Raw genomic sequence first — 23,035 nt, 5'->3', positions numbered from 1 at the left:
CCCAAGGCCGCTCAAGGCAGCTCTTTGGACAGATCCGGTTCGCCCTCGGGCTTGGGCCCCACCGAGCCCAGGCGTGCGCGCAGCGACTGGGGCTGGCCGGTCAGAATCGCCGCATAGCTGGTGGTATTGGAGAGCACCTTTTTCACATAGTCACGCGTCTCGGCAAAGGGCACGTTCTCGGCCCAGATGGCGCCGTCCAGCACCGGGCCATTGCGCCAGTTGCGCGGCCGGCCGGGGCCGGCGTTGTAGCCGGCAGCCGCCAGCGCCATCGAGCCGTCAAAATCATCCAGCGCGAGTTTGAGGTAGGCGGTGCCCAGGGTGATGTTGGTGTCGCGGTCATTGATGCTGGCCGGCGTGAAATCGGTCATGCCGATCTTGCGGGCGGTCCAGCGGGCGGTGGCCGGCATGATCTGCATCAGACCCGAGGCACCGACGCCCGAGCGCGCGTCCATGATGAAGCGGCTTTCCTGGCGGATCAGACCATAGACATAGGCGGGATCAAGCCCGATCTCGCGCGATCGGTTGACCACGGCCTCCTTGAACGGCATCGGGTAGCGCTGGCCCACATCGACCACGGTCTTGGTGCGCTCGCTGGTGTTGATGCAGCGGTCCCAGATCTGGCGCTGGCAGGCCAGCTCGGCAGCGGCCAGCAACTGGGCATCGTCCATGCCGCCGCGCTGGTGCAGGTTGGTCATGTAGTTCCACTCGCGCACCCCTTCGCTGCGCAGCCCCAGCTGGATCGCATAGAGTGCACGTGCCAGGCCCGCACTGCTGCGCACCGCCTGGCGCGCCTGCTCGTCGATGGCCACCGGCTGCGACGGGATGACGATGGGCTGGCCCAGCTCCTCCTGCGCCAGCTGCTCATAAAAGCCCTGTGTGCCGGCAATCTTTTGCAGCAGCTGGCGCGACTGCTGGGTCTGCGCCTCGCTGATGCGGCCCGCCTGCAAGGCCTTGGCCTGCCAGTACATCCAGGTCGGGTCTTCGCGCTCCTCGGCGCTCATCGCCTCGATGCTCTTGCGCACCTGCTGCCACTGGCCGGCGCGCAGTGCCGCGCGCGTCTTCCAGGCCAGCAGGTCGTCGCTCAGGTTGGACTCCTTGCTCACCTTGGCAAAGCTGGCCATCGCATCGGGCGACAGGCGCGTCGCCTGGGTCTTGCCGATCACGCCCCAGACCCAGTCGCGGCGCGGCTGCGTCAGCAGCTCGTTCCAGCGGCTTTCCATCAGGCTGGCGGCGCCATCGGGGTTGTCTGCGGCGATCTTGATCAGCCCCAAGGTGGCCAGCTCCTGCTGCTCCTTGGATGACGTCTTGGCCTTGGCCGTCAAAAACTTGCTGGGCGACTGCAGCATGGTCGCAAAGGCGGGCAGCTGCATCGGGGCCACCACCTCCACCGCAGCGCGGGCGGCGCGCGGGCGGCCCGTCTCCATGGTCTGCCGCGCTCGGCGCCAGATATCGTCGGCCTGCAGGCCGCCGGCCGAGAACAGCTCCGAGGCCGCCAGGTTGCAGCCGTCTTCCGAATCGCGCTGCGCATACCAGTTGCTCTTGACCGTGCTGGCCAGCGGCTCGCGCTCGCCGCCCTTGGCCAGATCGATCACCGCCGCGTAGCAGCGCAGCTCGCGGTCATCGCCCATGCGGAAGGCCGGGTACATCGCATCAAAATTGCTCCAGTCGCGGCGCTGGCCCAGGAGGTGCAGCCAGTCGTTGCGCAGCCGGTCTTCCTGGTAGGTGCCGGCCCAGCGGGTCAAAAAGGCCTGCACCTCGTCCTGCGTGGCCTCGTTCAGGCGGGCGCGCAGCTCCCAGTACGCGGCCCAGGGCTCGAGCACATGGCCGCGCGCGCCGGGCAAGAGCTGGGTCAGCTTGCTTTTCTCGCGCTTGCGAAAGGCCTGCTGCATGTCGACGATCACATCGTCGTTGACCATGCCGCTGCTGACCGACGGGCTCGACTGCAGCTGCACCGGCGTCTGCACCGAGGCGGGCGCGGCCGTTGCGCCCTGCAAAATCGTCTGGGCGGCCAGCGGCAGCGCGCTCCAGGCCAGCAAGGCCGCCATCAAGGGGGTAAGCAAAACATTCCGAGGCATAGCCGATCCAGGTTGTGAGACAGCGGCGCTATAGAGCGGCGCCCAGGTGATCCCTAAAATCATACACATCGCCTGACGCGCCAGCGGTCCCAAAGGCTGCAATACCCGGCCTCCTCTTACATGCGCTTACGGAAACTGCCGCAATATGTAAAAAAGCTATCTGGTTTTCACGGTAGCCAATTTGCTGGGAACGTCACTTTTGGCTGTCAGAATGGTTGACCCAGCGTGTTTCTGTAGGGATATTTGCAATGGATAAAAAAGCCGTACGCCAAGCGCTCATTGAACAGCGTCTGCATATGCCCGATCGTCTGGAGCGCGCCGAACAGCTCCAGCAAGTCCTGCGTTTTTGGCTGATGGAGCGCCAGGATGCCGTGATCGGCGCCTACTGGCCGATCAAGGGCGAGTTCGACCCACTGCCCGCGCTGCACCGCTGGAAGGAAGACGGTGCGCTGATGGACGAGCCCAAGCTGCGCCGCATTGCGCTGCCGGTGGTGAACAAGCAGCACAAGACCTTGAGCTTCCACGCCTGGTACCCCGGCTGCCCGATGGAGATGGACGCCTACGACATCCCCAAGCCGCAAAATACCGAGCTGGTCGTGCCCACCCTGCTGTTTGTGCCCTGCGTGGGCTATGGCCCGGGTGGCTACCGCCTGGGCTATGGCGGCGGTTTTTATGACCGCACGCTGGCCGCGCTGGAGCCGCGCCCCTTCACCGTCGGCCTGGGCTTTACCAATGGCTTTGTCGATGACTTCGAGCCCGAAGCGCATGACCTGCCGCTCGACGCCATCCTCAACGACAACGGCGTGGTCTGGCCCCTGGGCGATTCGTAGCCGCAAGCGAGCCCGTTTGGGGGCTTGCGCATACGGTATAAGTCGCTCTGTACCTTCATTCATCAATCGGTTGAGATCATGCTGCAGCTTTATATCGGCAATAAAAATTACTCCTCCTGGTCCATGCGCGCCTGGGTGCTGCTGCGCCAGGCGGGTATTCCTTTTGAAGAGAAGTTTGTCCGCTTCGACGGTTTTGACAGCCAGTCCGAGTTCAAGCGCACGATGACCGCCATCAGCCCCACCGGCACGGTGCCGCTGCTGCGCGATGGCGACATCAGCGTCTGGGACAGCCTGGCGATTGCCGAATATGCGGCGGAACAATACCCGGACAAGCAGCTGTGGCCCAAGGACAAGGCGGCCCGCGCCAGCGCCCGCAGCATCTGCGCCGAGATGCATGGCGGCTTCACCGCCCTGCGCAGTGCCTGCCCGATGAACATCGAGGCCGACCTGGCCGAGGTGGGCCGCATCGTCTGGCGCGACAACGCCGCCGTGCGCAAGAATGTCGAGCGCCTGTGCAGCATGTGGAGCCACCTGCTGGCCCAGCATGGCGGCCCCATGCTGTTTGACCAGTTCAGCATTGCCGATGCCTACTACGCGCCGGTGTGCTCACGCCTCAAGACCTACCAGCTGCCCATCCCCGGCGAGATCGCCGCCTACATCGAGCGCGTGCACCAGCTGCCCGGCGTCAAGGCCTGGATCGATGCGGCACTGGCCGAGCAGGACTTTGTCGCGGTGGACGAGCCCTACCGCGCAGAGCGCTGAGCATCGTCGGCCTTTGCGCAGTGTCTGGCACCGCGCTGTTGGGCTGCCAGAGCACGGGCATCGGCCGTCTGGTGATCAAAGCGCCTGCGGCCGGTACACCCGCGCATCCAGCGGCGCATTGATGCTGATCAGGTAGACAAAGCGCTCGTCCTCGGGCAGCAGGCCCTGGATCGCTTCAAACAGCTCGGCATGCGCCAGGTTCTGGCGCAGCAGCGCTTCCACCTGGGGCGCATCCGCCGTCCAGGCGCTGCGCCGCAGTGCGCGCTCTGCCACCTCTTCTGCGCCGAGGAGCGCATGTACATAGACCAGCTCATGGGCCATCGCCTGCCACTGCGCAGCAGACACCTGCCCGCTGCGCAGCACATGGTCTTGCAGGGCCTCTTCGGTCGCAGTTTGCTGGCTCTGCCTTTGTGCATCGTAGGCGGCCTGCCATTGCGGCTCGGTCAAGGTCGGTAGGGCACTGCCCAGGGCGGCGGCATCCTGCAAAGCCATGCGCTTCCAGGCCTCCAGACCAGGCATGGGCTGCGACAGCTGATAGTCCATCATCTCCGCGTACATGCGGGCATTGAGCTGGCGCAGATTCCTGGGCGTGGCCGCCACCACCGCAGATTGCAAGGGCCGCGCGTCCAGCCACTGGGCCAGGTCCTGCATGGCCGTATCGCGTGGAAACTGGCGGTACTGCACATGGCTGGGATAGTGCTCGGCATGGAACACCGGGTTGGTGCCCGCGCCCAGCGCTGCACCATTCTCATAAAACCGGACCACATCTGCGGAGAAGTAGCGGTCTGCCAGTTCCATCACCAAGGCCAGACTGCCGTTGTGCGGATGCGTGCCCGCCCAGATCTTGATTCCAGGCATTTCATCCACCGTGTAGCGCCCGGCCGATGCATAGCCCAGCGCCTTGAACTCCTGCATCACCCGGCGCACCTGCGGGTCGCTGAACTGCAGCTTTTCCAGCTGCATCGTGATGCGCGCCACCACGCCTTGCTGCGCACTGCCCAGCGCCTGCACATGTTTGAGCATGCGCGAAAAATACCAGCGAATGCCGAACTTGAGCAGCACAAACAGACCGACAAATGTCAATGCGATGGTTACCAGCACCACGCCCATGGTTGTCCACATAAATCCCTCCCTCTTTGTCTTATTTCGAATCAGCCCATCGGGCCAACCGAGCAGCATAGCGAGGAAGTGCGGCTGATGCAAAGCGCTGGGGACCTGTGGGCTCCCACTACGCAGCCTTCGCCCGACGTCAGGCCAAGCTGCGGCCAGGCTGGCGGGCCCGCTCCAGGCTGGCCTGCAGGGCCTCGGCCAGCTGCTGGGCCACCAGCTTGACCACCGGGCCTGGCGGGCGCGTGGCATCGACGGCCACGCTGATGCTCTGGGGCTCGGCGCCCTGGTCGCGGATGGGGATAAAAACCAGCGTACCGGCCGCCAGCTCAGGGGCAACATCGAGCTGCGAGGTGAAGATCAGGCGCTGCCCGCCCAGCGCCAGCTGCTTGACCAGCTGCAGCGAATTGCTCTCGACAAAGCCCCGCGCATCCTTGAACAGCCAGCTGTACTGCGCCTCCAGCAGGCGGCGGATGGTGATGGCGCGGCTTTGCAGTGCGATCGGATAGGCGGTCGCTTCCTGAAAACTGACGCTCTTGCGACCGGCCAGCGCATGGCCCGGCGCCACAACACAGCCCAGCGGCAGCTGGGCTTGCCACAGCACCAGCAGCTCACGGCGCGGCGCCAGGTTGAAGATGGCGGCCAGGTCGGCCTTGCCGGTCATCAGCGCCGTCTCGGCATCGTCGGGGGTGCTCAGCTCTACCGACAGGCTGACCAGGGGATGCTGGGCATTGAGCGCCTCGATCAGCGCGGGCAACACGCCGGTGGCATGGCTGTCCATCGCGACCAGCGACACATGGCCCTGGTGGATGCCCTGGATGCGCCGCACCTCGGCCACCATGCGGGTCTCATCCTGGCGCCAGCGCCGGGCCATCGTGATCAGCGCATCGCCAGAGGCCGTCAGCCGCATGCCTCTGGGCATGCGCTCAAAGAGCGGCACGCCCAGCTCTTCTTCCAGCGCCAGAATCTGGCGGTTGATCGCCGATGCAGCCACATGCAGCTCGCGCGCGGCTTTCTGGATCGAGCCCGAACGGGCCACCTGGTCGGCATAGCGCAAAGCGGTAGGGACAAGCGAATGGCGCATCGGTTGGGGTCTCCGGAATGCGGCGATTGTACTAATTTTGCGTATGCAGCATTGCCAAACCTATGATGGACGGCAATGGTCTGCAGGCCTAGCATGGCCTGCATGACGCCTGCCCAACGCCTCGACCACCTCAACCATTGCAGCCCTGACGAGTTCTGCGCGGCCCTGGCCGACATCTGGGAGCATGCGCCCTGGGTGGCGGCGCAGACCGTGGCGCTGCGCCCCTTTGCCAGCGCCGATGCCTTGCACAGCGCCATGCTGGCCGTGGTCGCCCGGCTCGACGAGCCCGCACGCATCCGCTTTTACGCCGGCCACCCGGAGCTGGGCGGCGCGCTGGCCCGGCAGGGCGCGATGAATGCCGCATCCACCGACGAGCAGGCGAGCCTGGGCCTGGGCCAGCTGCAGGCGGCCGAGGCCCAGCGCTGGGATGGCCTCAACCGCGCCTACCGCGAACGCTTTGGCTTTCCCTTCATTCTCTGCATCCGCCAGCACAGCCTGGCATCGGCCTTGCTTGTGTTCGAGCAGCGCCTGGGCCACACGCGGCAGATGGAGCTGCAACTGGCGCTGAACGAGATTGCCGCCATCAGCCGCCTGCGGCTGGCGCGCTACCTGCAGGCCAGCGATCCCGTCCCGGCCCCCAGCCATTGATTTTTCAGGAGTGTTCATCATGCATCGTCGTCACTGCTTTTTCAGCCTGGCCGCAGCGCTGGGTCTCCTGGCCTTCGGTGCCCAGGCCCAGACCCAGACCGCCAGCTACCCCAACCACCCCGTCAAGCTGATGGTGGCCCTGCCCGCGGGCGGCGGTGTCGACATGATTGCGCGCCTGGTCGGCCAACAGCTGCAGGCCAGCACCGGCCAGCCGTTCATCGTCGACAACCGCGCCGGCGCCTCCGGCCGCATTGGCCTGCCGGTGGTCGCCAAGGCCAGCCCCGATGGCTACACCTTGATGGCCTCGCCCGCGTCCTTCCTGACCACCAACAAAAGCATCTTCAAGGACCTGCCCTATGACCCGCAGGCCGACTTTGCGCCCATCACCAAGCTCGCCAACCAGGCCATGGTGCTGGTGGTCAAGGACCGCAAGAAATTCCCCAACGCCGCAGCCGTGCTGGCCGCCGCCAAGGCCCAGCCGACCGTCGTGACCTATGCCAGCTCGGGCGAAGGCAGCCCCCAGCACCTGGCAGCGCTGATGTTCGAGACCCGGGGCCATCTGCAGATGACGCATGTGCCCTACAAAGGCGGTGCCCTCGCCATCAACGACATGCTGGGCGGGAATGTGGATCTGCTGTTTGCACCGCTGCCCGAGGCCCTGCCCCACCTCAAGTCCGGCAAGCTCAGCGCGCTGGCGCTGATGAGCGACAAGCGCTCACCCTTGATTGCCGAGGTGCCAACCATGGCCGAGGCCGGTATCCCCGACATGGTGATGCAGACCTGGATCGGCCTGCTGGCCCCGGCGCGCACGCCGCGCCCCATCGTCGATGCGCTCAACCGCCAGGTGCTGGCCATCTTGCTGCGCGACGATATCCGGCAGCAGCTGCAGGATGTGGGCATGGAAGTGGCACCCACCACGCCGGAGCAGTTCCAGCACACCATTGCGCAGGAGATCAGCCTGCATGCGCAGCTGGTCAAGGCCGCAGGTCTGGTGCCGCAATAACGCAAAAAGACCAGGGGGCTGGCCCCTGGTCCTGCTCTCTTTCTTCTTGGCTGCCGCTGGTCAGTAACCAGACCTCAACGAGGGCTCAGATCCCCTTGGACGAGGGGTTGGCAAAGGCATCGCGCGTCTCGGCGTTCAGCGGGTAGTTGATGTTGATGCCCTTGGGCGCAATCGGTGACATGAACCAGCGGTTGTAGAGCTTTTCCATCTCGCCCGATTGCATCAGGCCCGAGACGGTCTCGTCCACCAGCTGCTTGAAGGCCGGGTCGTCATTGCGCAGCATCAGCGCCTGGTTCTCGGTGCGCAGGCTCTCGCCAACGATCTCGTAGTTCTGCGGGTCACGCGCATTGGCGATCTGGCCGGCCAGCAGGATGTCGTCCAGCACAAAGGCGGCGGCCTTGTCGCCCTGCACCAGCAGGAAGGACTCGGTATGGTCCTTGCCCGGCACATTGGTGATGTCGAGCTTGCTGGCCCGGTCGGCCTGGCGCAGCAGGCGGAACGAGGTGGTGCCGGTGGTGGTGGCGACCGATTTGCCCTGCAGATCGGCAATGCCCTTGATGCCCGAGCTCTTCTTGACCAGCATGCGCACGTTGTAGCGGAAGATGTCCGGCGAGAAGGCCACCTGCTTTTGGCGCTCCACCAGGTTGGTGGTCGAGCCGCACTCCAGATCGACGGTGCCGTTTTGCACCAGCGGGATGCGGTTGGCCGAGGTGACCGCCTGGTAGTTCACCTTCAGCTCGGGCAGTTGGAGTTTGTTTTTGATCGCGTCCAGAATATGCGCGCAGATATCCATGCTGTAGCCGATGGGCTTGAGGTTGGCGTCCAGGTAGGAGAAGCCGAACGAGGCCTCGCGGTAACCCAGCGTGATCGCGCCCGAGCTCTTGATCTTGTCCAGCGTGCTGCTTTGCGCCATCGCGCCCATGGAGGCACACACCAACGCAGCCAGCGCCACCGCGCGCTTCACACCCATTTTTCCTTGCATATCCTGATCCTCCTGGCACCCCATCGGTACCGGCCAATGCCTTGCGGCGTTTTAGAACTTTTGCTCCTTTTTTATTTTTTTTGGATCATATGTTCCATGTCGCACAATGGCTACCCGTGATTTCCCTAAATCTGAAGAAAGACCCGCCGCCATGGGCGTAATCGACCAATTGCGAGACCGCTTTGCCTCCCTGAGCCCGTCGCTGCAGCAAGTGGCGCGCTATGTGCTTGACCACCCCAATGAGGTGGTGACGCAATCGATGCGCAATGTGGGCCAGCATGCCCAGGTGCCCCCCACCACCTTGGTGCGCTTTGCCCAGACCTGCGGCTTTGAAGGCTGGAACCCGTTCAAGCAGGCGCTGACCGCCGATATGGGCCTGGCCAGCGAGGCGGGCAACCAGTACGGTGAGCGCGCCCGCAGCCTGCTGGGCCGCGCGCAGGACCAGCAGCTCACCGCCGAGATGTTTGCCATGCAGCGCAGCAACCTGGATGTGACCGAGCAGCACAGCGCGGCGCGCCTGCTGACCGCCGCCCAGCTGCTGGAGACGGCCGACCAGGTGCATGTGATGGGCATGCGCGCCTGCTTTCCGGTGGCCTTCTCGCTGGTCTATGTCTACCGCCTGTTTCGCCGCTCAGTGCATCTGCTCGAAGGCATGGGCGGCGTGCGCGAGATGCAGCTGCGCGCCATCGATGCGGGCGATGCGCTGGTCGCCATCAGCTTTGCGCCCTACTCGCAAGAGACCGTGCATGCGGTGGAACTGGCCCGCGCACGCGGCTGCAAGGTGCTGGCCCTGACCGACAGCCTGGCGTCACCGCTGTCGCTGGCCGCCGATGAAACCCTGCTGTTTGCCGTCAACAGCCCCTCCTTCTTCCCCTCGGTCACCGCCGCCCAGGCATTGTCCGAGTCGCTGCTGGAAGTGCTGGTCAGCCGCGCCGGCCCGCAGGCCGTGGCCCGCATCGATGCAGCCGAAGGCGAGCTGCACGACAGCGGCGTCTATGTGCAGCCGGTACGCAAGTAAACTCGCACGATGAATACATACATGGTCGGCGGCGCAGTGCGGGACCGCCTCTTGGGACTGCCGGTGAATGACCACGACTGGGTGGTGGTGGGCACCACGCCCGAGGCCATGCTGGCCCAGGGCTTTGTGCCGGTCGGCAAGGATTTCCCGGTGTTTCTGCACCCGCGCACGCATGAGGAATATGCGCTGGCCCGCACCGAGCGCAAGTCCGGCCGGGGCTACCGGGGCTTCAGCATCGCCACCTCGCCCGATGTGACCCTAGAGCAGGACCTGGCCCGGCGCGACCTGACCATCAATGCCATGGCCGCCCCGGTCGACTGGAATGGCAGCGGCCCTGTCACCGACCCCTATGGCGGCCAGGCCGATCTGCAGGCCCGGGTACTGCGCCATGTGACCGATGCCTTCCGCGAAGACCCCGTGCGCATCTTGCGGCTGGCGCGCTTTGCAGCACGCTTCCATGACTTCGCCGTCGCCCCGGAAACCGTTGCCCTGATGCGCCAGATGGTGGCCGAGGGCGAGGTCGACGCGCTGGTGCCTGAGCGCGTCTGGCAAGAGCTGGCGCGCGGCCTGATGGAGGCCCGGCCCTCACGCATGTTCGAGGTGCTGCGAGATTGCGGCGCCCTCGCCCGCCTGCTGCCCGAGCTGGACCGCCTCTGGGGCGTGCCCCAGCGCGCCGACTACCACCCCGAGGTGGATACCGGCATCCACGTGATGATGGTGCTGGACCGCGCCGCCCAGCTGGACGCGCCGCTGCCCGTGCGCTGGGCCTGCCTGGCGCATGACCTGGGCAAGGGCACCACCCCAGCCGATGTGCTGCCCCGCCACATCGGCCATGAGGAGCGCAGCGTCGATCTGGCCCGCCAGGTACAACAGCGCCTGCGCGTGCCCAGCGACTGTGCTGAGCTGGCACTGATGGTCGCCGCCGAGCACGGCAATATCCACCGCAGCCCGGGCATTGCCGCCGCTGCCGTCGTGCGCCTGCTGGAGCGCTGCGACGCCTTTCGCAAACCCGAACGCCTTGCGCACGCGCTGCTGGCCTGCCAGTGTGATGCGCAGGGGCGGCTGGGGCTGGAAGACAAGCCTTACCCGCAACGCGCACAGCTACTGCGCCTGCTGACCGCCGCCCAGGCCGTCAGCACCAAGGAGGTGGCAGAACGCGCCGCCCGCACCGGCCGCCAAGGTGCCGAGATTGGCGCCATGGTGCATGAGGCGCGTTGCCAGGCAGTGGCACAGGAGATGAAGGCAGAGCAGTAATGGCTTTTAGGAATTTACTGACACCCACGCTGTACGTGCGCATTGCACCCGATTCGGTCCTGATCCGCAGCAGCAACAGCGATGCCGTATGGCGCGATGAGGCGTTGCTTGCCTTGCGAGCAGGCCCCTCAACCAGTGTTTTGGCCGCTGGTGCTTCCGCACGATTGGCAGTGGCGCAAACCCCGGGAGCCATTCTGTGCGAGCCGTTTGGCCACCCCCGATGCCTGATCAGCGATTACGCAGCAGCGGAGGCGTTTCTGAAACATGCACTGCTGTCCTATCTCAAGCTCAGGCGCGTCAATCGCTGGTTGATGCCTTCGCCACACATGTTGCTGCATCCTTGCCCTTCGCCCGCCCAGGCAGTTGGGGCTCTGACAGGGGTAGAGCACCGCGCCCTGCGAGAGGTGGGCCAACGCTGCGGGGCCCGCAGTGTCGAGTTGATGGCATCTGCAGCCCTGAGCGAAGCAGAGATTCAGGCACTGATGCAAAGAGGGCCTGTTCGTGGCTAGCCCCAACCATCACTTCAGGAAGGCGGCGGCACCACGGAGTGCAGCAGCACCGGCACATTGCCATCGCCGTTGACGCTTTCCAGCTGCACGCCAAAGCCCCAGAGGCGCGCGGCATGCTTGAGCACTTCCTGCACATCGTCGGACAGCGGGCGGCCCTGGTACTGGGTATGGCGCAAGGTCAGGCAGCGGTCACCACGCAGGTTCACGTTCCAGACCTGGATATTGGGCTCGCGCGCGCCCAGGTCGTACTGCTGTGACAGGGTCTGGCGCAGGTTGCGGTAGCCGTCCTCGTTGTGGATGGCGCTGACGAGCAGTTCGCGTTCGTTGGCATCGTCATGGATGGAGAACAGGCGCATGTCGCGCATCAGCTTGGGGCTCAGGTACTGGCCGACAAAGCTCTCGTCCTTGTAGTTCTGCATGGCATGGTGCAGCGCCGGCAGCCAGGGCGTGCCGGCCAGATCGGGGAACCAGCGCCGGTCTTCGTCGGTCGGGTGTTCGCAGATGCGCTGGATGTCGCGGTACATCGCAAAGCCCAGCGCATAGGGGTTGATGCCGCTGTAGGCGCGGTGGCCGGCAGGCGGCTGGTAGATCACATTGGTGTGCGACGACAGCCATTCGATCATCACCCCGTCGGTGAGCCAGCCCTCGTCGTACAAGGTGTTCAGCAAGGTATAGTGCCAGAAGGTGGCCCAGCCCTCGTTCATCACCTGGGTCTGGCGCTGCGGGTAGAAGTACTGGGCAATCTTGCGCACAATGCGCACCACCTCGCGCTGCCAAGGCTCCAGCAGCGGGGCGTTCTTCTCGATGAAGTACAGCAGGTTCTCTTCCGGCTCCTTGGGAAAGCGCTCATGGTGCTGGGCCGGGCTGTTCTTGTCCGGGCGGGCCGGCAGGGTGCGCCACAGCTCGTTGACCTGCTGCTGGGCATAGGCCTCACGTTGCTCGCGCTCAGCACGCTCGCGCGCCAGGGTCTTCTTGGAAGGGCGGCGGTAGCGGTCCACCCCCAGGTTGGCCAGCGCATGGCAGGAATCCAGCCACTGCTCCACCGTGTCAATGCCGTGCTTCTCTTCGCACTGCGAGATGAAGTCGCGCGCATAGACCAGGTAGTCAATGATGCTGCCCGCATCCGTCCACATGCCAAACAGGTAATTGCCTTTGAAGAAGCTGTTGTGCCCATAGGCTGCATGGGCAATCACCAGCGCCTGCATCGCCGTGGTGTTCTCCTCCATCAGGTAGCTGATGCAGGGGTTGGAGTTGATGACGATCTCATAGGCCAGGCCCATGTGGCCGCGCCGGTAGCGCCGCTCGGTGGCCAGAAACTCCTTGCCATAGCTCCAGTGCCGGTAGCCCACGGGCATGCCGACGCTGGCATAGGCGTCCATCATCTGCTCGGCCGAGATCACCTCCAGCTGGTTGGGGTAGGTATCCAGCCCATAGCGCTCGGCCGTGGCGGCAATCGCGGCGTGGTAGCGCTCGATCAGCTCGAAGGTCCAGTCGCTCGGATCGGGCAAGGGCTGGTTCGGGCGCTGGCCCGCAGGCCGGGGCGTGGCGGGCACATCGCGCTGGGAGCGGTCTCCGGAAAACGGCACTTTCCAATGCGGGGAGCCCTTGCGCCGTGCGAGCACGGGGTATTGCGACGGGTTCATACCGTTACCCCTTCCTTCTTGAACAGATCGCGGAACACCGGGTAGATATCACCGGGCTCGGCCACCTTGCGCATCGCGAAATGCGGGAACAGCGGCAACAACTGGCTGTATTCCTGCCAGAGGCTTTGCTCATCCGGGGCCACTTGCACATAGGCAAAGTAGCGCACCAGCGGCAGGATCTTGTCGGCCAGCAGGTTGCGGCAGTTGCCGCCATCGTCGCCAAAGTTGTCACCATCACTGGCCTGGGCCACGTAGATGTTCCAGTCCGCCACCGGGTAGCGTGCGCTGATGACCTGGTCGAGCAGCACCAGCGCGCTGCTGACCACGGTGCCGCCGCTTTCGGTGGAATGGAAGAACTCGTCCTCGCCCACCTCGGCCGCCTGCGTGTGGTGGCGGATGAAGACGATCTCGATCTTCTCGTAGTGGCGCGTCAAGAACAGGTAGAGCAGGATGAAGAAGCGCTTGGCCAGGTCCTTGCGCGACTGGTCCATCGAGCCCGAGACATCCATCACGCAAAACATCACCGCCTGGCTGCTGGGCTCGGGCACCTTGGTGCGGCTGCGAAAGCGCAGGTCCAGCGGATCGAGAAAGGCCACCTTGCCCATGCGCGCCTGCAGCAAGGCGATGCGCTGCTGCAGCTCGGCCACCGCTTCGCTGGTGCCGTCATCCTGCGCCACGAGGTCTGCCAGCGCGTCCTCCAGCGCCTTGAGCTCACGGTTGGGCGCCTTGGTCAGCGCAATGCGCCGGCCCAGCGCGCCGCGCATGGTGCGCAGCACGGCCAGGTTGTGCGGCGTGCCGTCATGGCTGTAGCCGGCCCGGCGCGTCTTGTACTGCAAGGTGCTGGCGATATGGGTGCGCAAGAGGCGCGGCAAGGCCAGGTCTTCAAAGAAGAGTTCCATGAACTCTTCCTTGGTCAGGGTGAAGGTGAAGTCGTCCTCACCCTCGCCGCTGTCACTGGCCTGTGAGCCACCGCCCCCGCCCGCCCCCCCCTGGGGCCGCGCAATGCGGTCACCCCGCACATGCTCGGTATTGCCCGGGTGCACGGTGTCGCGCACACCGCCTTGCCCATGGTGAAAAACGGGCTCCTGGATGTCCTTGCGCGGGATGGTGATGTTCTCGGCCTGCTCGATGTGGCGGATATCGCGCTTGGCCACCGCGCGGCGCACCGCATCGGCGATCTGCGTCTTGTAGCGGCGCACAAAGCGCTCGCGGTTGCCCACCGACTTGTTCTTGCCGGCGAGCCTGCGGTCGATGATTTGCAATGCCATCTATGCCCCCATCCATGACCCGGCGCGTTCGGTGCCGGCGCGCCGTTATCGTTGCCTCAGCTGCTCTTGCGCACACGCAGGTACCACTCGCACAACAGGCGCACCTGCTTGGGCGTGTAGCCCTTGGCCTCCATGCGGGTGACAAAGTCTTCGTGCTTGCGTGCATCCTCGGCGCTGGCCTTGGCGTTGAAGCTGATGACGGGCAGCAGCTCTTCGGTGTTGGAGAACATCTTCTTCTCGATCACCAGGCGCAGCTTCTCGTAGCTGGTCCAGCTGGGGTTCTTGCCCTGGTTGTTGGCACGCGCGCGCAGCACGAAGTTGACGATCTCGTTGCGGAAATCCTTCGCATTGGCAATGCCGGCGGGCTTTTCCACCTTCTCCAGCTCGGCATTGAGCGCATTGCGGTCGAACACCTCACCGGTGTCGGTGTCGCGGTACTCGCTGTCCTGGATCCAGTAGTCGGCGTAGGTGACGTAGCGGTCAAAGATGTTCTGGCCGTACTCGCTGTAGCTTTCCAGATAGGCGGTCTGGATTTCCTTGCCGATGAACTCGGCGTAGTGCGGCGACAGGTATTCCTTGATGTAGCCGGTGTACTTGGTCTCCAGCTCGGCGGGGAACTGCTCGCGCTCGATCTGCTGCTCCAGCACATACATCAGGTGCACCGGGTTGGCCGCTACCTCGGTGCTGTCGTAGTTGAACACCTTGGACAGGATCTTGAAGGCAAAGCGGGTGGAGATGCCCGACATGCCCTCGTCCACGCCGGCATAGTCGCGGTACTCCTGGTAGCTCTTGGCGCGCGGGTCGGTGTCTTTCAAGCTCTCGCCGTCGTAGACCTGCATCTTGCTGAAGATGCTGGAGTTCTCGGGCTCCTTGAGGCGCGTGAGCACCGCAAACTGCGCCATCATCTTCAAGGTGCCGGGCGCGCAGACCGCGCTGGCGAGCGAGGACTCGCGGATCAGCTTTTCGTAGATGCGCACCTCCTCCGAAACCCGCAGGCAATACGGCACCTTGACGATATAGACCCGGTCCAGAAACGCCTCGTTGTTGCGGTTGTTGCGGAAGGCCTTCCACTCGCTCTCGTTGCTGTGGGCCAGCACAATGCCATCAAAGGGGATGGCGCCAAAGCCTTCGGTTCCCTTGTAATTGCCCTCCTGCGTTGCGGTCAGCAAGGGGTGCAGCACCTTGATCGGGGCCTTGAACATTTCGACAAACTCCAGCAGGCCCTGGTTGGCCAGGCACAGGCCGCCTGAGTAGCTGTAGGCATCGGTGTCGTCCTGGGCATAGTTCTCCAGCTTGCGGATGTCGACCTTGCCGACCAGGCTGGAGATGTCCTGGTTGTTCTCGTCGCCCGGCTCGGTCTTGGCCACGCCCACCTGGCGCGATATGCTGGGGTAGCGCTTGACGACCCGGAACTGGCGGATATCGCCGCCGTATTCATCGAGGCGCTTGACGGCCCAGGGCGAGAGCACATGGTTGAGGCAGCGGCGCGGAATGCCGAACTGCTCCTCGAGCACCGGGCCGTCTTCGATCGGGTCGAACAGCGCCAGCGGTGACTCATTGACCGGCGAGCCCTTGAGCGCATAGAACGGCACCTTCTGCATCAGGTACTTCAGGCGCTCGGCGATGGAGCTCTTGCCACCCCCGACGGGGCCGAGCAGGTAGAGAATCTGCTTGCGCTCTTCCAGGCCCTGGGCGGCATGGCGGAAAAAGCTCACCACCTGCTCGATGGAGTCCTCCATGCCGTAGAACTCGGCAAAGGCCGGGTAGCGGCGGATCATCTTGTTGGCAAACAGCCGCGAGAGGTGCGGATCGTTGCGCGTGTCGACCATCTCCGGCTCGCCAATTGCCGCCAGCATGCGGTGTGCCGCGCCCTCATAGACCATCGGGTCGCGCTGGCACAAGCCAAGAAACTCGTCGAGCGACATTTCCTCTTCGCGCAGGCGCACGTAGCGGGCGGCAGAGTTGCTGATGACATCCATACGACCTCCGTGGCGGCACCCAAGGGGCTGACCGTGCCGCAAACTTGTTAGGACCCCTCTGCAAAACTCCCTGCCTCGTGGTCGGAATGCGTCCATACCATTTGGCGAGGGTTTTGCAGAGCCTCCCTAGGCAACCGTTGTCGTGACTTGGTTTTAGCACCTTAGCGGCGCTTTGACCAGATCACATGTCCTACACACGGATGACCACAATGCAGGCAATATTTCTGGTTACGGCGCCAGCGGCCGCGCCGGCCTCTGATGGCCTCTGCCGCCCTCGGAAAACCGTCCAGCAACGCCCGTCACACATCGCCGCAACGGCTCCATTTGGCGGCTGAAGACGGCAGCCGGCCCCGCCCGCATCGTCATAAAAACGACACAACAACGTCATGCCTCTGCCATGGGCGCCGCCGATACTCGCTGCGCACCACAGAGTATGTTGGCCCGGATCTCTCATGGGCCTCTGTGGTGCATCCAAACACCACATAACACCCCACGGAGTTACCGATATGAGCGCAGTGCTGACCTCGCGTCGCCGTCTTTTGCAATTTCTGGGCAGCGCACCTTTGCTGCCCTTGTCCGGCTCCCTGTCTGCAGCAGGCCTGCTGACCGCCTGCGGCGGCGGTGGTGATGACGATGGCCCGACGGCTGCGTTCAAGTCGGTGAGCTTCTCCAACATGGCAGCGCCCAACCTGACCAACCCCGCAGCGATGGCGACGACCTCGACCACGGCGGTGATGACCATCCTCTACGCCGATGACAGCAAGCGCGAAGTGGCACTGGCCTATGAGTCCTTCTTCGTGACCGGCGACATGGTGGCAGACGGCAAGGGCGGCAAGATCCTGGCTGGCGGCTACTATGACATCAACAACCAGCCGATCATGGACAAGTCGGTGGCGGGCAGCGAGCGCCACTTCTTCTCCGACTGCCCCGATGGCTCCTCGATCATCCAGGTCGCCGATGCCAAGGTCGACGGCGTCAAGGGCAAGCCCGTGTTTGCCGTGGTGCAATTCGAGTACACCTCCAAGGACCTGTCGGGCGCCGATGCCTACGGCACCCTGCCTTCGCCCATCGCCGTGCTGACCCTGGACCAGGACCAGGACACCGGCAAGCTGAGCCTGGTCAAGTACCACAACGTCGACATGTCCAAGGCCCACGGCCTGTGGATCACCTGCGGCGCCAGCCTCTCGCCCTGGAACACCCACCTGTCCAGCGAAGAGTACGAGCCCGATGCCTTCACCGCGGCCAGCTCGGCCCAGTTCAAGGCCTTCAGCAAGCATGTGTACGGCAACGAAACCACGGCCAACCCTTACCACTACGGCCACCTGCCCGAGATCACCGTCAACAAGGACGGCACCGGCACGGTCAAGAAGCACTACTGCCTGGGTCGCATCTCGCACGAGCTGATCCATGTGATGCCCGACAACCGCACCGCGCTGATGGGCGATGACTACACCAACGGTGGTCTGTTCATGTTCGTGGCCGACAAGGAAAAAGACCTGTCCGCCGGCAACCTGTACGTCGCGCATTACACCGACGTGCTGACCGACACCTCGACCGCCAAGATGGAGTGGATCCACCTGGGCCACGCCACCAGCGCCGAGATCGAAGCTTTGGCCAACACCCTCAAGCCGGCCGACATCATGGAGTCGCTGACCACCGACCCGCAGGATGCCAGCTACACCGCGGTGTTCCTGGACGGCAAGGCCGCCTGGCTCAAGCTCAAGCCCGGCATGGAAAAGGCGGCCGCCTTCCTCGAAACCCACCGCTACGCCAACCTGGTGGGCGGCTCGATGGCCTTCACCAAGATGGAAGGCACCACCGTCAACATCAAGGACAAGGTGGCCTACTCGGCACTGGCCAACATCCAGACCTCGATGATCAACGGTGACAAGGCCTGGAATGCCAAGCACAACGTGACCTTCCCCAAGACCGTGAAGGCCGGCGGCGTGCTGGCCCACAACCTGGGCGGCGGCATCAAGGACCGCCAGGGCGCCACCATCAACAGCGAATGGGTGCCACAGCAATCGCACATGCTGATGATGGGCGAGGACATTGCCGCAGACGCACTGGGCAACACCTCCAACCCCGACAAGATCGCCAGCCCGGACAACCTGAAGTTCTCCGAAAAGATGCGCACCCTGTTCATCGGCGAAGACAGCGGCAACCACGTGAACAACTTCCTGTGGGCCTACAACGCCGACACCAAGCAGCTCTCGCGCATCCTGTCGACGCCTGCGGGCGCCGAATCCACCGGCCTGCACGCCGTGGACGAGGCCAACGGCTGGACCTACATCATGAGCAACTTCCAGCACCCTGGTGACTGGAGCGCACTGCACGCCAAGATCAAGGACCAGCTCGATCCGCTGATCAACGCCAACTACAAGAACAAGTTTGGCGCCTCGGTGGGTTACCTGACCGGCACCCCGCAAGCGGTGAAGCTGTAAGCACAGAGCGCGTGGCCACTCGCGCGCTCGCTTCACGACAAAAAAATGCCATCCAGACGGATGGCATTTTTTCATGGGGCAGTGCGTTTACAAAACCGACTGCAGCCAGCGCACGATCTCGCCAGGCGGCAGCGCGCCGGAGATGCGTGCCGCCTCCTGGCCGCCCTTGAACACCACCATGGTCGGAATGCTGCGGATATTGAAGGGCTGGGCGACGTGCGGATAGGCCTCGGTATCGAGCTTGGCAAAGCGCAGCCGGGGTTCGAGCTGTTTGGCGGCCAGCGCATAGCCAGGCGCCATCTGCAGGCAGGGGCCGCACCAGGGCGCCCAGAAATCCACCACCACGGGGATGTGGTTGCGCCCCAGCTGCTTGGCAAAGCTGTCGGCATCCAGCGCGACCGGCTCGCCGGTGAACAAGGCCTGGTGGCAGCTGCCGCAGTCGGGCTGCTGGGCCAGCTGCGCGCGCTGCACGCGGTTAGCGGTATGGCAATGGGGGCACACAATGTGCAAGCTGTCTTCGGTCATGGGGCACTCTCCTGCTGCCCATCATAGGCAGCGATGCACACGCCAGTTGCAGGCCGGTGCCGCATATTTCAAGCCAGTGTCAACAGTACCGGCTGGTGGTCGGACAGCTGCGTGGTGCTGTCGCTGTGCCAGGCCCGCACCTGGCTGTGCAGGCTGTCGCTGACCAGCGCAAAATCGCAGGCCACCGGCGCGGGCCCCCAGGTGCGGTCAAACAGGCAGAAGGTGGGCGGCTGCGGCGCACTGCGATGCAGCAAGGTCCAGCTGTCATGCCAGAGCGCGGATCCATCGGCCTGGGCTGCGACCAGGGCGGCATAGGCGGGCTCACCGGCGTGCAGGTTGAAATCGCCACACAGCACCGCATGGGGCGTGTGCACCGGCGTGGTGTAGGGCGTGGCCGCCGATGCCGCAGCGGGCAGCGCCTGCAGCTGCGCCAGCGCCTCGGCATGGATCGCCCGCAGCGCCTGCACCTGCGCCATGCGCTGGCTCGCGCTGTGGTACTCCAGATGCGTGCACATCACCCGCACCAAGCCCAGCGCCGGGTCGCGCACCGTCACCACCAGGCAGCCCCGGGGCATGCTGACCACCCCCGCCTCGGCCAGCCAGGGCAGGCGGTGCTGCGCCACCTCGGCCACCGGCAGGCGGCTGGCCACTACATTGCCAAAGCTGCGGCGCTGGCCACTGGCATCAAAACCATCGGTGGTGGCGGCAAAAAGCAGCTGCCAGCCCGGCAGCAGCGCCTGCAGCTGCGCCACCTGGTCACCGGGCGCGCCCGCCAGCGCGCCGTGGCCCACCGCGACCTCCTGCAGGCACAGCACATCGATGCCGCCCGTGCCCTCGCCCATGGCCAGTGCATGGCGCAGGATGCGCGCCGGGTCGGCCAGGCCATCGAGGCCGCAGCACCATTGCACATTCCAGCTCAGTATTTGCATGTGGAAAACTCTGTGGATAGCCGCGCCCGCTGGCGCCATCGCCTGCCATTGTGCAGCAGGGGCCAAGCGTTTTTCGTGTCAGCGCGCCAGGCCAGGCCCGGCGCCTCTATAGTCGGGCGATGCCTAACCACCAAGCAGATTCCTTTCATATCCGCCCCGCCACCGTGGGCGATGTCGCGGCCATGTTCCAGGTGCGCCTGGCAGTCACGGAAAACCGCATGACCCTTGACGAGCTGGCCGCCGCCGGCGTCACGCCCGAGTCCATTGCCGAGGCTATTCGCAGCGCCTCTTGCGCCTGGGTCGCCACCATCGAGGGCGAGGTCGCCGGCTTTGCGATGGTGGACCTGGACAGCGCCTGCCTGTTTGCACTGTTTGTGCGCAGCGACCACGAAGGCCGGGGCCTGGGCACAGCCCTGTGCCGGACCTGCGAGCAGGCCTTGTTGGCGCAGCATGAGGCGGCCTGGCTGGAGACGGCCACAAGCAGCCGCGCAGCGCGCCTCTACCGCCACCTGGGCTGGGGCGATGAGCGCGATGTGGGCGACGGCGATATCCGCCTGACCAAGCGGCGCGCTTGAGAGCGCGCAGTGCTGCACGCTGGCCTGGCGTCTGCTACATTGCGCTGATGGCCCTGTGCACCAGCCCCCGAATTATTCGCATTGTCGAACCGACGGTGGGATAGCGCGCGGCCACGCAAGCATGCAACCCACCCTGGAGGTGGGTTTTCCGTCTCTGGGGTTTCCTCCAAGGAGATGGAATGAACACCAGCCAAACGCCTGACACATTCGCCGATAGAGACACCGATACCGGCACCCTGCACCTGCTCTGCGGCAAGATCGCCTCCGGCAAGTCCAGCCTGGCCCGGCAGCTCGCCGCGCAGCCCCGCACGGTGCTGGTCAGCGAAGACGCCTGGCTTGCCCAGCTCTACCCGGATGCGCTGGTCTCGGTCCAGGACTACGTCCGATTGTCTGAACGACTGCGCGGCGCGATGCAGCCCCATATTGTGTCGCTGCTGCAAGCCGGCACGTCGGTGGTGCTGGATTTTCCATCGAACACCCCCAGCACCCGCGCCTGGGCGCGCAGCATTTTTGAGGCAGCCGGGGCCCCGCATGCGCTGCACTGGCTGCAGCTGCCCGACGAGGAATGCAAGCGCCGCCTGCGGGCGCGCAATGCGTCGGGCGAGCATCCGTTTGAAACCAGCGATGCGCAGTTCGACCTGATCAGCCAGCACTTTGTCGCGCCATCAGCGGCGGAAGGCTTTGCGCTGGTGCTGCACGGCTAATACCCGCTGCTAGCGGCCAGGCCTTTGAACAGGTGCTTAGGCGCGCTGCGGCAGGTAGCTCGGCCGGTCTGCCGCCAGCCCGCGCTTGACATGCTGCGTCAGGTCATCGGCCAGCACCTCGTCCAGCCCAGCTTCCAGCGCATCGAGCGTGCGGCGGACGATATCGGCCGGGCTGGACTTGGGGGCATCCAGCCCCCGAGTCAGGTCGGTATCGACAAAGGCCATATGCAGGCCCAGCACCTGCGTTTTCTGGGCAGCCAGCTCGTAGCGCAGCGAGTTGGTGAGCGACCAGGCGGCGGACTTGCTCGCCGAATAGGCGGCCAGATCGCTGCCGTTCACCCAGGAGGCAATCGACAGCACATTGAGCAAGCCGCCACCGCCATTGGCCGCCAGCACCGGTGCAAAGGCCTTGCTCATGCGCAGCACCGCGAAGAAATTGGTCTCGAACATGCGCCGTGCCACCGCTTCGCTGTCCTCGGCAAGAAAACCACCTGTCTGCGCGATGCCGGCGTTGTTGATCACCAGGGTCACATCGGGCGCCTGCGCCACAGCTGCCGCCACGTCCTCGGGCTTATTGACATCCAGCCGCAGCGGATGCACCCCCGCTTGCGGGCTGATATTGGCGGGATCGCGTGACCCTGCGTAGACCTTGCGGGCACCGCGGGCGAGCAACTCGCGCACAAAGGCCTGGCCAATGCCACGGTTGGCACCTGAAACAAGAACGACAGCGTTAGCAATTTTCATGGAAATCTCCACATTGAACGAGGTTGAAGGAGCGCACAGCAGCGCTGGATGACGGCATTCCCCTGAGCAGGACCAGCCTCGGCATGGGCCCGTGCACCAGGGGTGCATTCACAGGGGAAAACACCATCGGCCACCAGGCCGAACGCCCAATGCGATCAGTGCAGCGATCTGGCGCAGCGGCACGCGGCCACCCGCTCTTTTACGATGGCGATCCCACACCAAGGCTTGCATGTCCGCATTTCGCATGATGTTCATCATATTAAAAATCAAAAAAAAGCAGCGCGCTGCTAGGCGCTGCTGCCGGGCGTGAGATCTGCTGCCCGATCGGCGGGCAGCAGATGCTGGAGCGCCGCTTCGCGCAAGCTGTCCGACAGCGCCGGGTCGTCTACCGCACGGGCCAGCAGCAGGCTGCCCACCATCGTGGACAAGGCCACCATCGCGCGCTCATGCGCTTGCGCCTGCCCCCAATCGGGCGATTGGCGGGCGATGAGGTCCACCATGCCCTTGATGTGCTGGGTGGTCAGGCGGCGCACTTCCGGCGCCTGACGTGCGGTCTCCGAACCCAAGGCCACCAGCGGGCAGCCTTGCTCGGCATGCTGCACATGGGCTTTCGAGAGGTAAGCGCGCAGCAGGGCGTCCCAGGCCTGGTCAGGGGGCGCCTGGGCCGCAACCTCGGCCACCACGGCAGCAGACTCGGCACACGCCAGACCGGCAGCTTCTGCCAGCATCGCCTCGCGCGAGGCGAAATGCGCGTAGAAGGCCCCATGCGTCAGGCCCGCCTCTTTCATGATGTCGGCCACCCCCGTGCCGCCATAGCCGCTGCGGCGGATAGCGCGCGCGGCAACGGACACAATGCGATCATGCGTCGCTTGCTTGGCCGCAGCACGGGTGTTGGAAGTATCATTTCGCATGACACTCATCATACATAATTTTCAGGCCCTGCGCATTGCAG

The 23,035-nt window shown here is 64.7% G+C and carries 21 protein-coding genes; 10 read left to right on the top strand and 11 right to left on the bottom strand.

Features of this window, described 5'->3' with window-relative positions:
* Positions 1-11 precede the first annotated feature (11 nt).
* Entirely contained in the window at positions 12-1,916 is a 1,905-nt protein-coding gene (locus WH265_RS15250) for a lytic transglycosylase domain-containing protein (RefSeq protein ID WP_339558974.1), read from the bottom strand.
* Positions 1,917-2,323: 407 nt separating this feature from the next.
* Between WH265_RS15250 and WH265_RS15245 the strand changes: the two genes are divergently transcribed.
* Together WH265_RS15245 and WH265_RS15240 are read left to right on the top strand one after the other, a co-directional pair.
* Positions 2,324-2,905 (top strand): 5-formyltetrahydrofolate cyclo-ligase, encoded by a 582-nt coding sequence (locus WH265_RS15245; protein WP_021028751.1) that lies wholly within the window; start codon positions 2,324-2,326, stop codon positions 2,903-2,905.
* A gap of 78 nt (positions 2,906-2,983) precedes the next feature.
* Entirely contained in the window at positions 2,984-3,667 is a 684-nt protein-coding gene (locus tag WH265_RS15240; protein WP_312987001.1) for a glutathione S-transferase family protein, read from the top strand.
* Positions 3,668-3,742: 75 nt separating this feature from the next.
* On the opposite strand, the gene WH265_RS15235 is transcribed toward WH265_RS15240, so the two are convergent.
* Together WH265_RS15235 and WH265_RS15230 are read right to left on the bottom strand one after the other, a co-directional pair.
* A complete protein-coding gene (locus tag WH265_RS15235; RefSeq protein WP_339558831.1) occupies positions 3,743-4,789 on the bottom strand; it encodes a hypothetical protein in 1,047 nt (348 codons plus the stop codon).
* 127 nt (positions 4,790-4,916) lie between these two features.
* The gene (locus WH265_RS15230) at positions 4,917-5,858 is read right to left on the bottom strand and encodes a LysR family transcriptional regulator (RefSeq protein WP_339558830.1); all 942 of its coding nucleotides are present in this window, start codon (positions 5,856-5,858) and stop codon (positions 4,917-4,919) included.
* A gap of 102 nt (positions 5,859-5,960) precedes the next feature.
* On the opposite strand from WH265_RS15230, the gene uraD reads away from it, so the two are divergent.
* A complete protein-coding gene (gene uraD / locus WH265_RS15225; protein ID WP_339558829.1) occupies positions 5,961-6,506 on the top strand; it encodes a 2-oxo-4-hydroxy-4-carboxy-5-ureidoimidazoline decarboxylase in 546 nt (181 codons plus the stop codon).
* 19 nt (positions 6,507-6,525) lie between these two features.
* Positions 6,526-7,509, top strand: a complete 984-nt coding sequence (locus WH265_RS15220) for a Bug family tripartite tricarboxylate transporter substrate binding protein (RefSeq protein ID WP_339558828.1) — start codon at positions 6,526-6,528, stop codon at positions 7,507-7,509.
* Positions 7,510-7,594: 85 nt separating this feature from the next.
* Here WH265_RS15220 and WH265_RS15215 read toward each other — a convergent pair whose 3' ends face one another.
* Positions 7,595-8,491, bottom strand: coding sequence for an amino acid ABC transporter substrate-binding protein (locus tag WH265_RS15215; protein WP_445228535.1), 897 nt, complete (start codon positions 8,489-8,491; stop codon positions 7,595-7,597).
* Between the two features lie 151 nt (positions 8,492-8,642).
* Here WH265_RS15215 and WH265_RS15210 point away from each other — a divergent pair, with 151 nt between their 5' ends.
* From WH265_RS15210 to WH265_RS24250, 3 genes are read left to right on the top strand one after another with little or no spacing between them, the layout of a single operon-like run.
* Complete coding sequence (locus tag WH265_RS15210; protein ID WP_339558827.1) at positions 8,643-9,509, top strand: MurR/RpiR family transcriptional regulator; 867 nt, start codon at positions 8,643-8,645, stop codon at positions 9,507-9,509.
* Positions 9,510-9,518: 9 nt separating this feature from the next.
* The gene (locus WH265_RS15205; RefSeq protein ID WP_339558826.1) at positions 9,519-10,763 is read left to right on the top strand and encodes a multifunctional CCA addition/repair protein; all 1,245 of its coding nucleotides are present in this window, start codon (positions 9,519-9,521) and stop codon (positions 10,761-10,763) included.
* Positions 10,763-11,272 carry a rod shape-determining protein gene (locus WH265_RS24250; RefSeq protein ID WP_445228534.1) on the top strand — a complete coding sequence of 170 codons (510 nt, stop codon included), beginning with the start codon at positions 10,763-10,765 and terminating at the stop codon, positions 11,270-11,272. Before WH265_RS15205 ends, WH265_RS24250 begins: the two co-directional genes overlap by 1 nt.
* A gap of 14 nt (positions 11,273-11,286) precedes the next feature.
* Here WH265_RS24250 and WH265_RS15200 read toward each other — a convergent pair whose 3' ends face one another.
* The 3 genes from WH265_RS15200 to WH265_RS15190 are packed head-to-tail and all read right to left on the bottom strand — an operon-like array spanning position 11,287 to position 16,162.
* On the bottom strand, positions 11,287-12,915 hold the full coding sequence (locus tag WH265_RS15200) for a SpoVR family protein (protein WP_339558825.1): 1,629 nt from the start codon (positions 12,913-12,915) through the stop codon (positions 11,287-11,289).
* A complete protein-coding gene (locus WH265_RS15195; RefSeq protein ID WP_339558824.1) occupies positions 12,912-14,183 on the bottom strand; it encodes a YeaH/YhbH family protein in 1,272 nt (423 codons plus the stop codon). The genes WH265_RS15200 and WH265_RS15195 overlap by 4 nt, the downstream gene beginning before the upstream one ends.
* Positions 14,184-14,239: 56 nt before the next feature.
* Positions 14,240-16,162 carry a PrkA family serine protein kinase gene (locus WH265_RS15190; protein WP_021028741.1) on the bottom strand — a complete coding sequence of 641 codons (1,923 nt, stop codon included), beginning with the start codon at positions 16,160-16,162 and terminating at the stop codon, positions 14,240-14,242.
* A gap of 506 nt (positions 16,163-16,668) precedes the next feature.
* On the opposite strand from WH265_RS15190, the gene WH265_RS15185 reads away from it, so the two are divergent.
* Positions 16,669-18,606: a PhoX family protein gene (locus WH265_RS15185; RefSeq protein ID WP_339534849.1), complete on the top strand. Its 1,938-nt coding sequence runs from the start codon at positions 16,669-16,671 to the stop codon at positions 18,604-18,606.
* An 87-nt stretch (positions 18,607-18,693) separates the two neighbouring features.
* Here WH265_RS15185 and trxC read toward each other — a convergent pair whose 3' ends face one another.
* Both trxC and WH265_RS15175 read right to left on the bottom strand, forming a co-directional pair.
* Positions 18,694-19,131 (bottom strand): thioredoxin TrxC, encoded by a 438-nt coding sequence (gene trxC, locus WH265_RS15180; protein ID WP_339558823.1) that lies wholly within the window; start codon positions 19,129-19,131, stop codon positions 18,694-18,696.
* Positions 19,132-19,199: 68 nt separating this feature from the next.
* Positions 19,200-20,060, bottom strand: a complete 861-nt coding sequence (locus tag WH265_RS15175) for an endonuclease/exonuclease/phosphatase family protein (RefSeq protein WP_339558822.1) — start codon at positions 20,058-20,060, stop codon at positions 19,200-19,202.
* A gap of 119 nt (positions 20,061-20,179) precedes the next feature.
* Between WH265_RS15175 and WH265_RS15170 the strand changes: the two genes are divergently transcribed.
* Both WH265_RS15170 and WH265_RS15165 read left to right on the top strand, forming a co-directional pair.
* A complete protein-coding gene (locus tag WH265_RS15170) occupies positions 20,180-20,635 on the top strand; it encodes a GNAT family N-acetyltransferase (RefSeq protein ID WP_339558821.1) in 456 nt (151 codons plus the stop codon).
* A gap of 179 nt (positions 20,636-20,814) precedes the next feature.
* Positions 20,815-21,339: an AAA family ATPase gene (locus WH265_RS15165; protein ID WP_339558820.1), complete on the top strand. Its 525-nt coding sequence runs from the start codon at positions 20,815-20,817 to the stop codon at positions 21,337-21,339.
* 36 nt (positions 21,340-21,375) lie between these two features.
* On the opposite strand, the gene WH265_RS15160 is transcribed toward WH265_RS15165, so the two are convergent.
* Positions 21,376-22,083, bottom strand: a complete 708-nt coding sequence (locus WH265_RS15160) for an SDR family oxidoreductase (RefSeq protein WP_339558819.1) — start codon at positions 22,081-22,083, stop codon at positions 21,376-21,378.
* A gap of 287 nt (positions 22,084-22,370) precedes the next feature.
* On the bottom strand, positions 22,371-23,006 hold the full coding sequence (locus WH265_RS15155; RefSeq protein WP_021028501.1) for a TetR/AcrR family transcriptional regulator: 636 nt from the start codon (positions 23,004-23,006) through the stop codon (positions 22,371-22,373).
* Positions 23,007-23,035 lie beyond the last annotated feature (29 nt).

The sequence above is a fragment of the Comamonas sp. MYb396 genome, assembly GCF_037479555.1.
Taxonomy (GTDB): domain Bacteria; phylum Pseudomonadota; class Gammaproteobacteria; order Burkholderiales; family Burkholderiaceae_C; genus Comamonas.
This window is presented reverse-complemented; position numbering and strand designations above follow the sequence as displayed.

Coding starts and splice junctions, on each gene's coding strand:
- WH265_RS15250 (WP_339558974.1), bottom strand. CDS start 1,916: ATGGTCAACGACGATGTGATCGTCGACATGCAGCAGGCCTTTCGCAAG.
- WH265_RS15245 (WP_021028751.1), top strand. CDS start 2,324: ATGGATAAAAAAGCCGTACGCCAAGCGCTCATTGAACAGCGTCTGCAT.
- WH265_RS15240 (WP_312987001.1), top strand. CDS start 2,984: ATGCTGCAGCTTTATATCGGCAATAAAAATTACTCCTCCTGGTCCATG.
- WH265_RS15235 (WP_339558831.1), bottom strand. CDS start 4,789: ATGTGGACAACCATGGGCGTGGTGCTGGTAACCATCGCATTGACATTT.
- WH265_RS15230 (WP_339558830.1), bottom strand. CDS start 5,858: ATGCGCCATTCGCTTGTCCCTACCGCTTTGCGCTATGCCGACCAGGTG.
- uraD (WP_339558829.1), top strand. CDS start 5,961: ATGACGCCTGCCCAACGCCTCGACCACCTCAACCATTGCAGCCCTGAC.
- WH265_RS15220 (WP_339558828.1), top strand. CDS start 6,526: ATGCATCGTCGTCACTGCTTTTTCAGCCTGGCCGCAGCGCTGGGTCTC.
- WH265_RS15215 (WP_445228535.1), bottom strand. CDS start 8,491: ATGCAAGGAAAAATGGGTGTGAAGCGCGCGGTGGCGCTGGCTGCGTTG.
- WH265_RS15210 (WP_339558827.1), top strand. CDS start 8,643: ATGGGCGTAATCGACCAATTGCGAGACCGCTTTGCCTCCCTGAGCCCG.
- WH265_RS15205 (WP_339558826.1), top strand. CDS start 9,519: ATGAATACATACATGGTCGGCGGCGCAGTGCGGGACCGCCTCTTGGGA.
- WH265_RS24250 (WP_445228534.1), top strand. CDS start 10,763: ATGGCTTTTAGGAATTTACTGACACCCACGCTGTACGTGCGCATTGCA.
- WH265_RS15200 (WP_339558825.1), bottom strand. CDS start 12,915: ATGAACCCGTCGCAATACCCCGTGCTCGCACGGCGCAAGGGCTCCCCG.
- WH265_RS15195 (WP_339558824.1), bottom strand. CDS start 14,183: ATGGCATTGCAAATCATCGACCGCAGGCTCGCCGGCAAGAACAAGTCG.
- WH265_RS15190 (WP_021028741.1), bottom strand. CDS start 16,162: ATGGATGTCATCAGCAACTCTGCCGCCCGCTACGTGCGCCTGCGCGAA.
- WH265_RS15185 (WP_339534849.1), top strand. CDS start 16,669: ATGAGCGCAGTGCTGACCTCGCGTCGCCGTCTTTTGCAATTTCTGGGC.
- trxC (WP_339558823.1), bottom strand. CDS start 19,131: ATGACCGAAGACAGCTTGCACATTGTGTGCCCCCATTGCCATACCGCT.
- WH265_RS15175 (WP_339558822.1), bottom strand. CDS start 20,060: ATGCAAATACTGAGCTGGAATGTGCAATGGTGCTGCGGCCTCGATGGC.
- WH265_RS15170 (WP_339558821.1), top strand. CDS start 20,180: ATGCCTAACCACCAAGCAGATTCCTTTCATATCCGCCCCGCCACCGTG.
- WH265_RS15165 (WP_339558820.1), top strand. CDS start 20,815: ATGAACACCAGCCAAACGCCTGACACATTCGCCGATAGAGACACCGAT.
- WH265_RS15160 (WP_339558819.1), bottom strand. CDS start 22,083: ATGAAAATTGCTAACGCTGTCGTTCTTGTTTCAGGTGCCAACCGTGGC.
- WH265_RS15155 (WP_021028501.1), bottom strand. CDS start 23,006: ATGATGAGTGTCATGCGAAATGATACTTCCAACACCCGTGCTGCGGCC.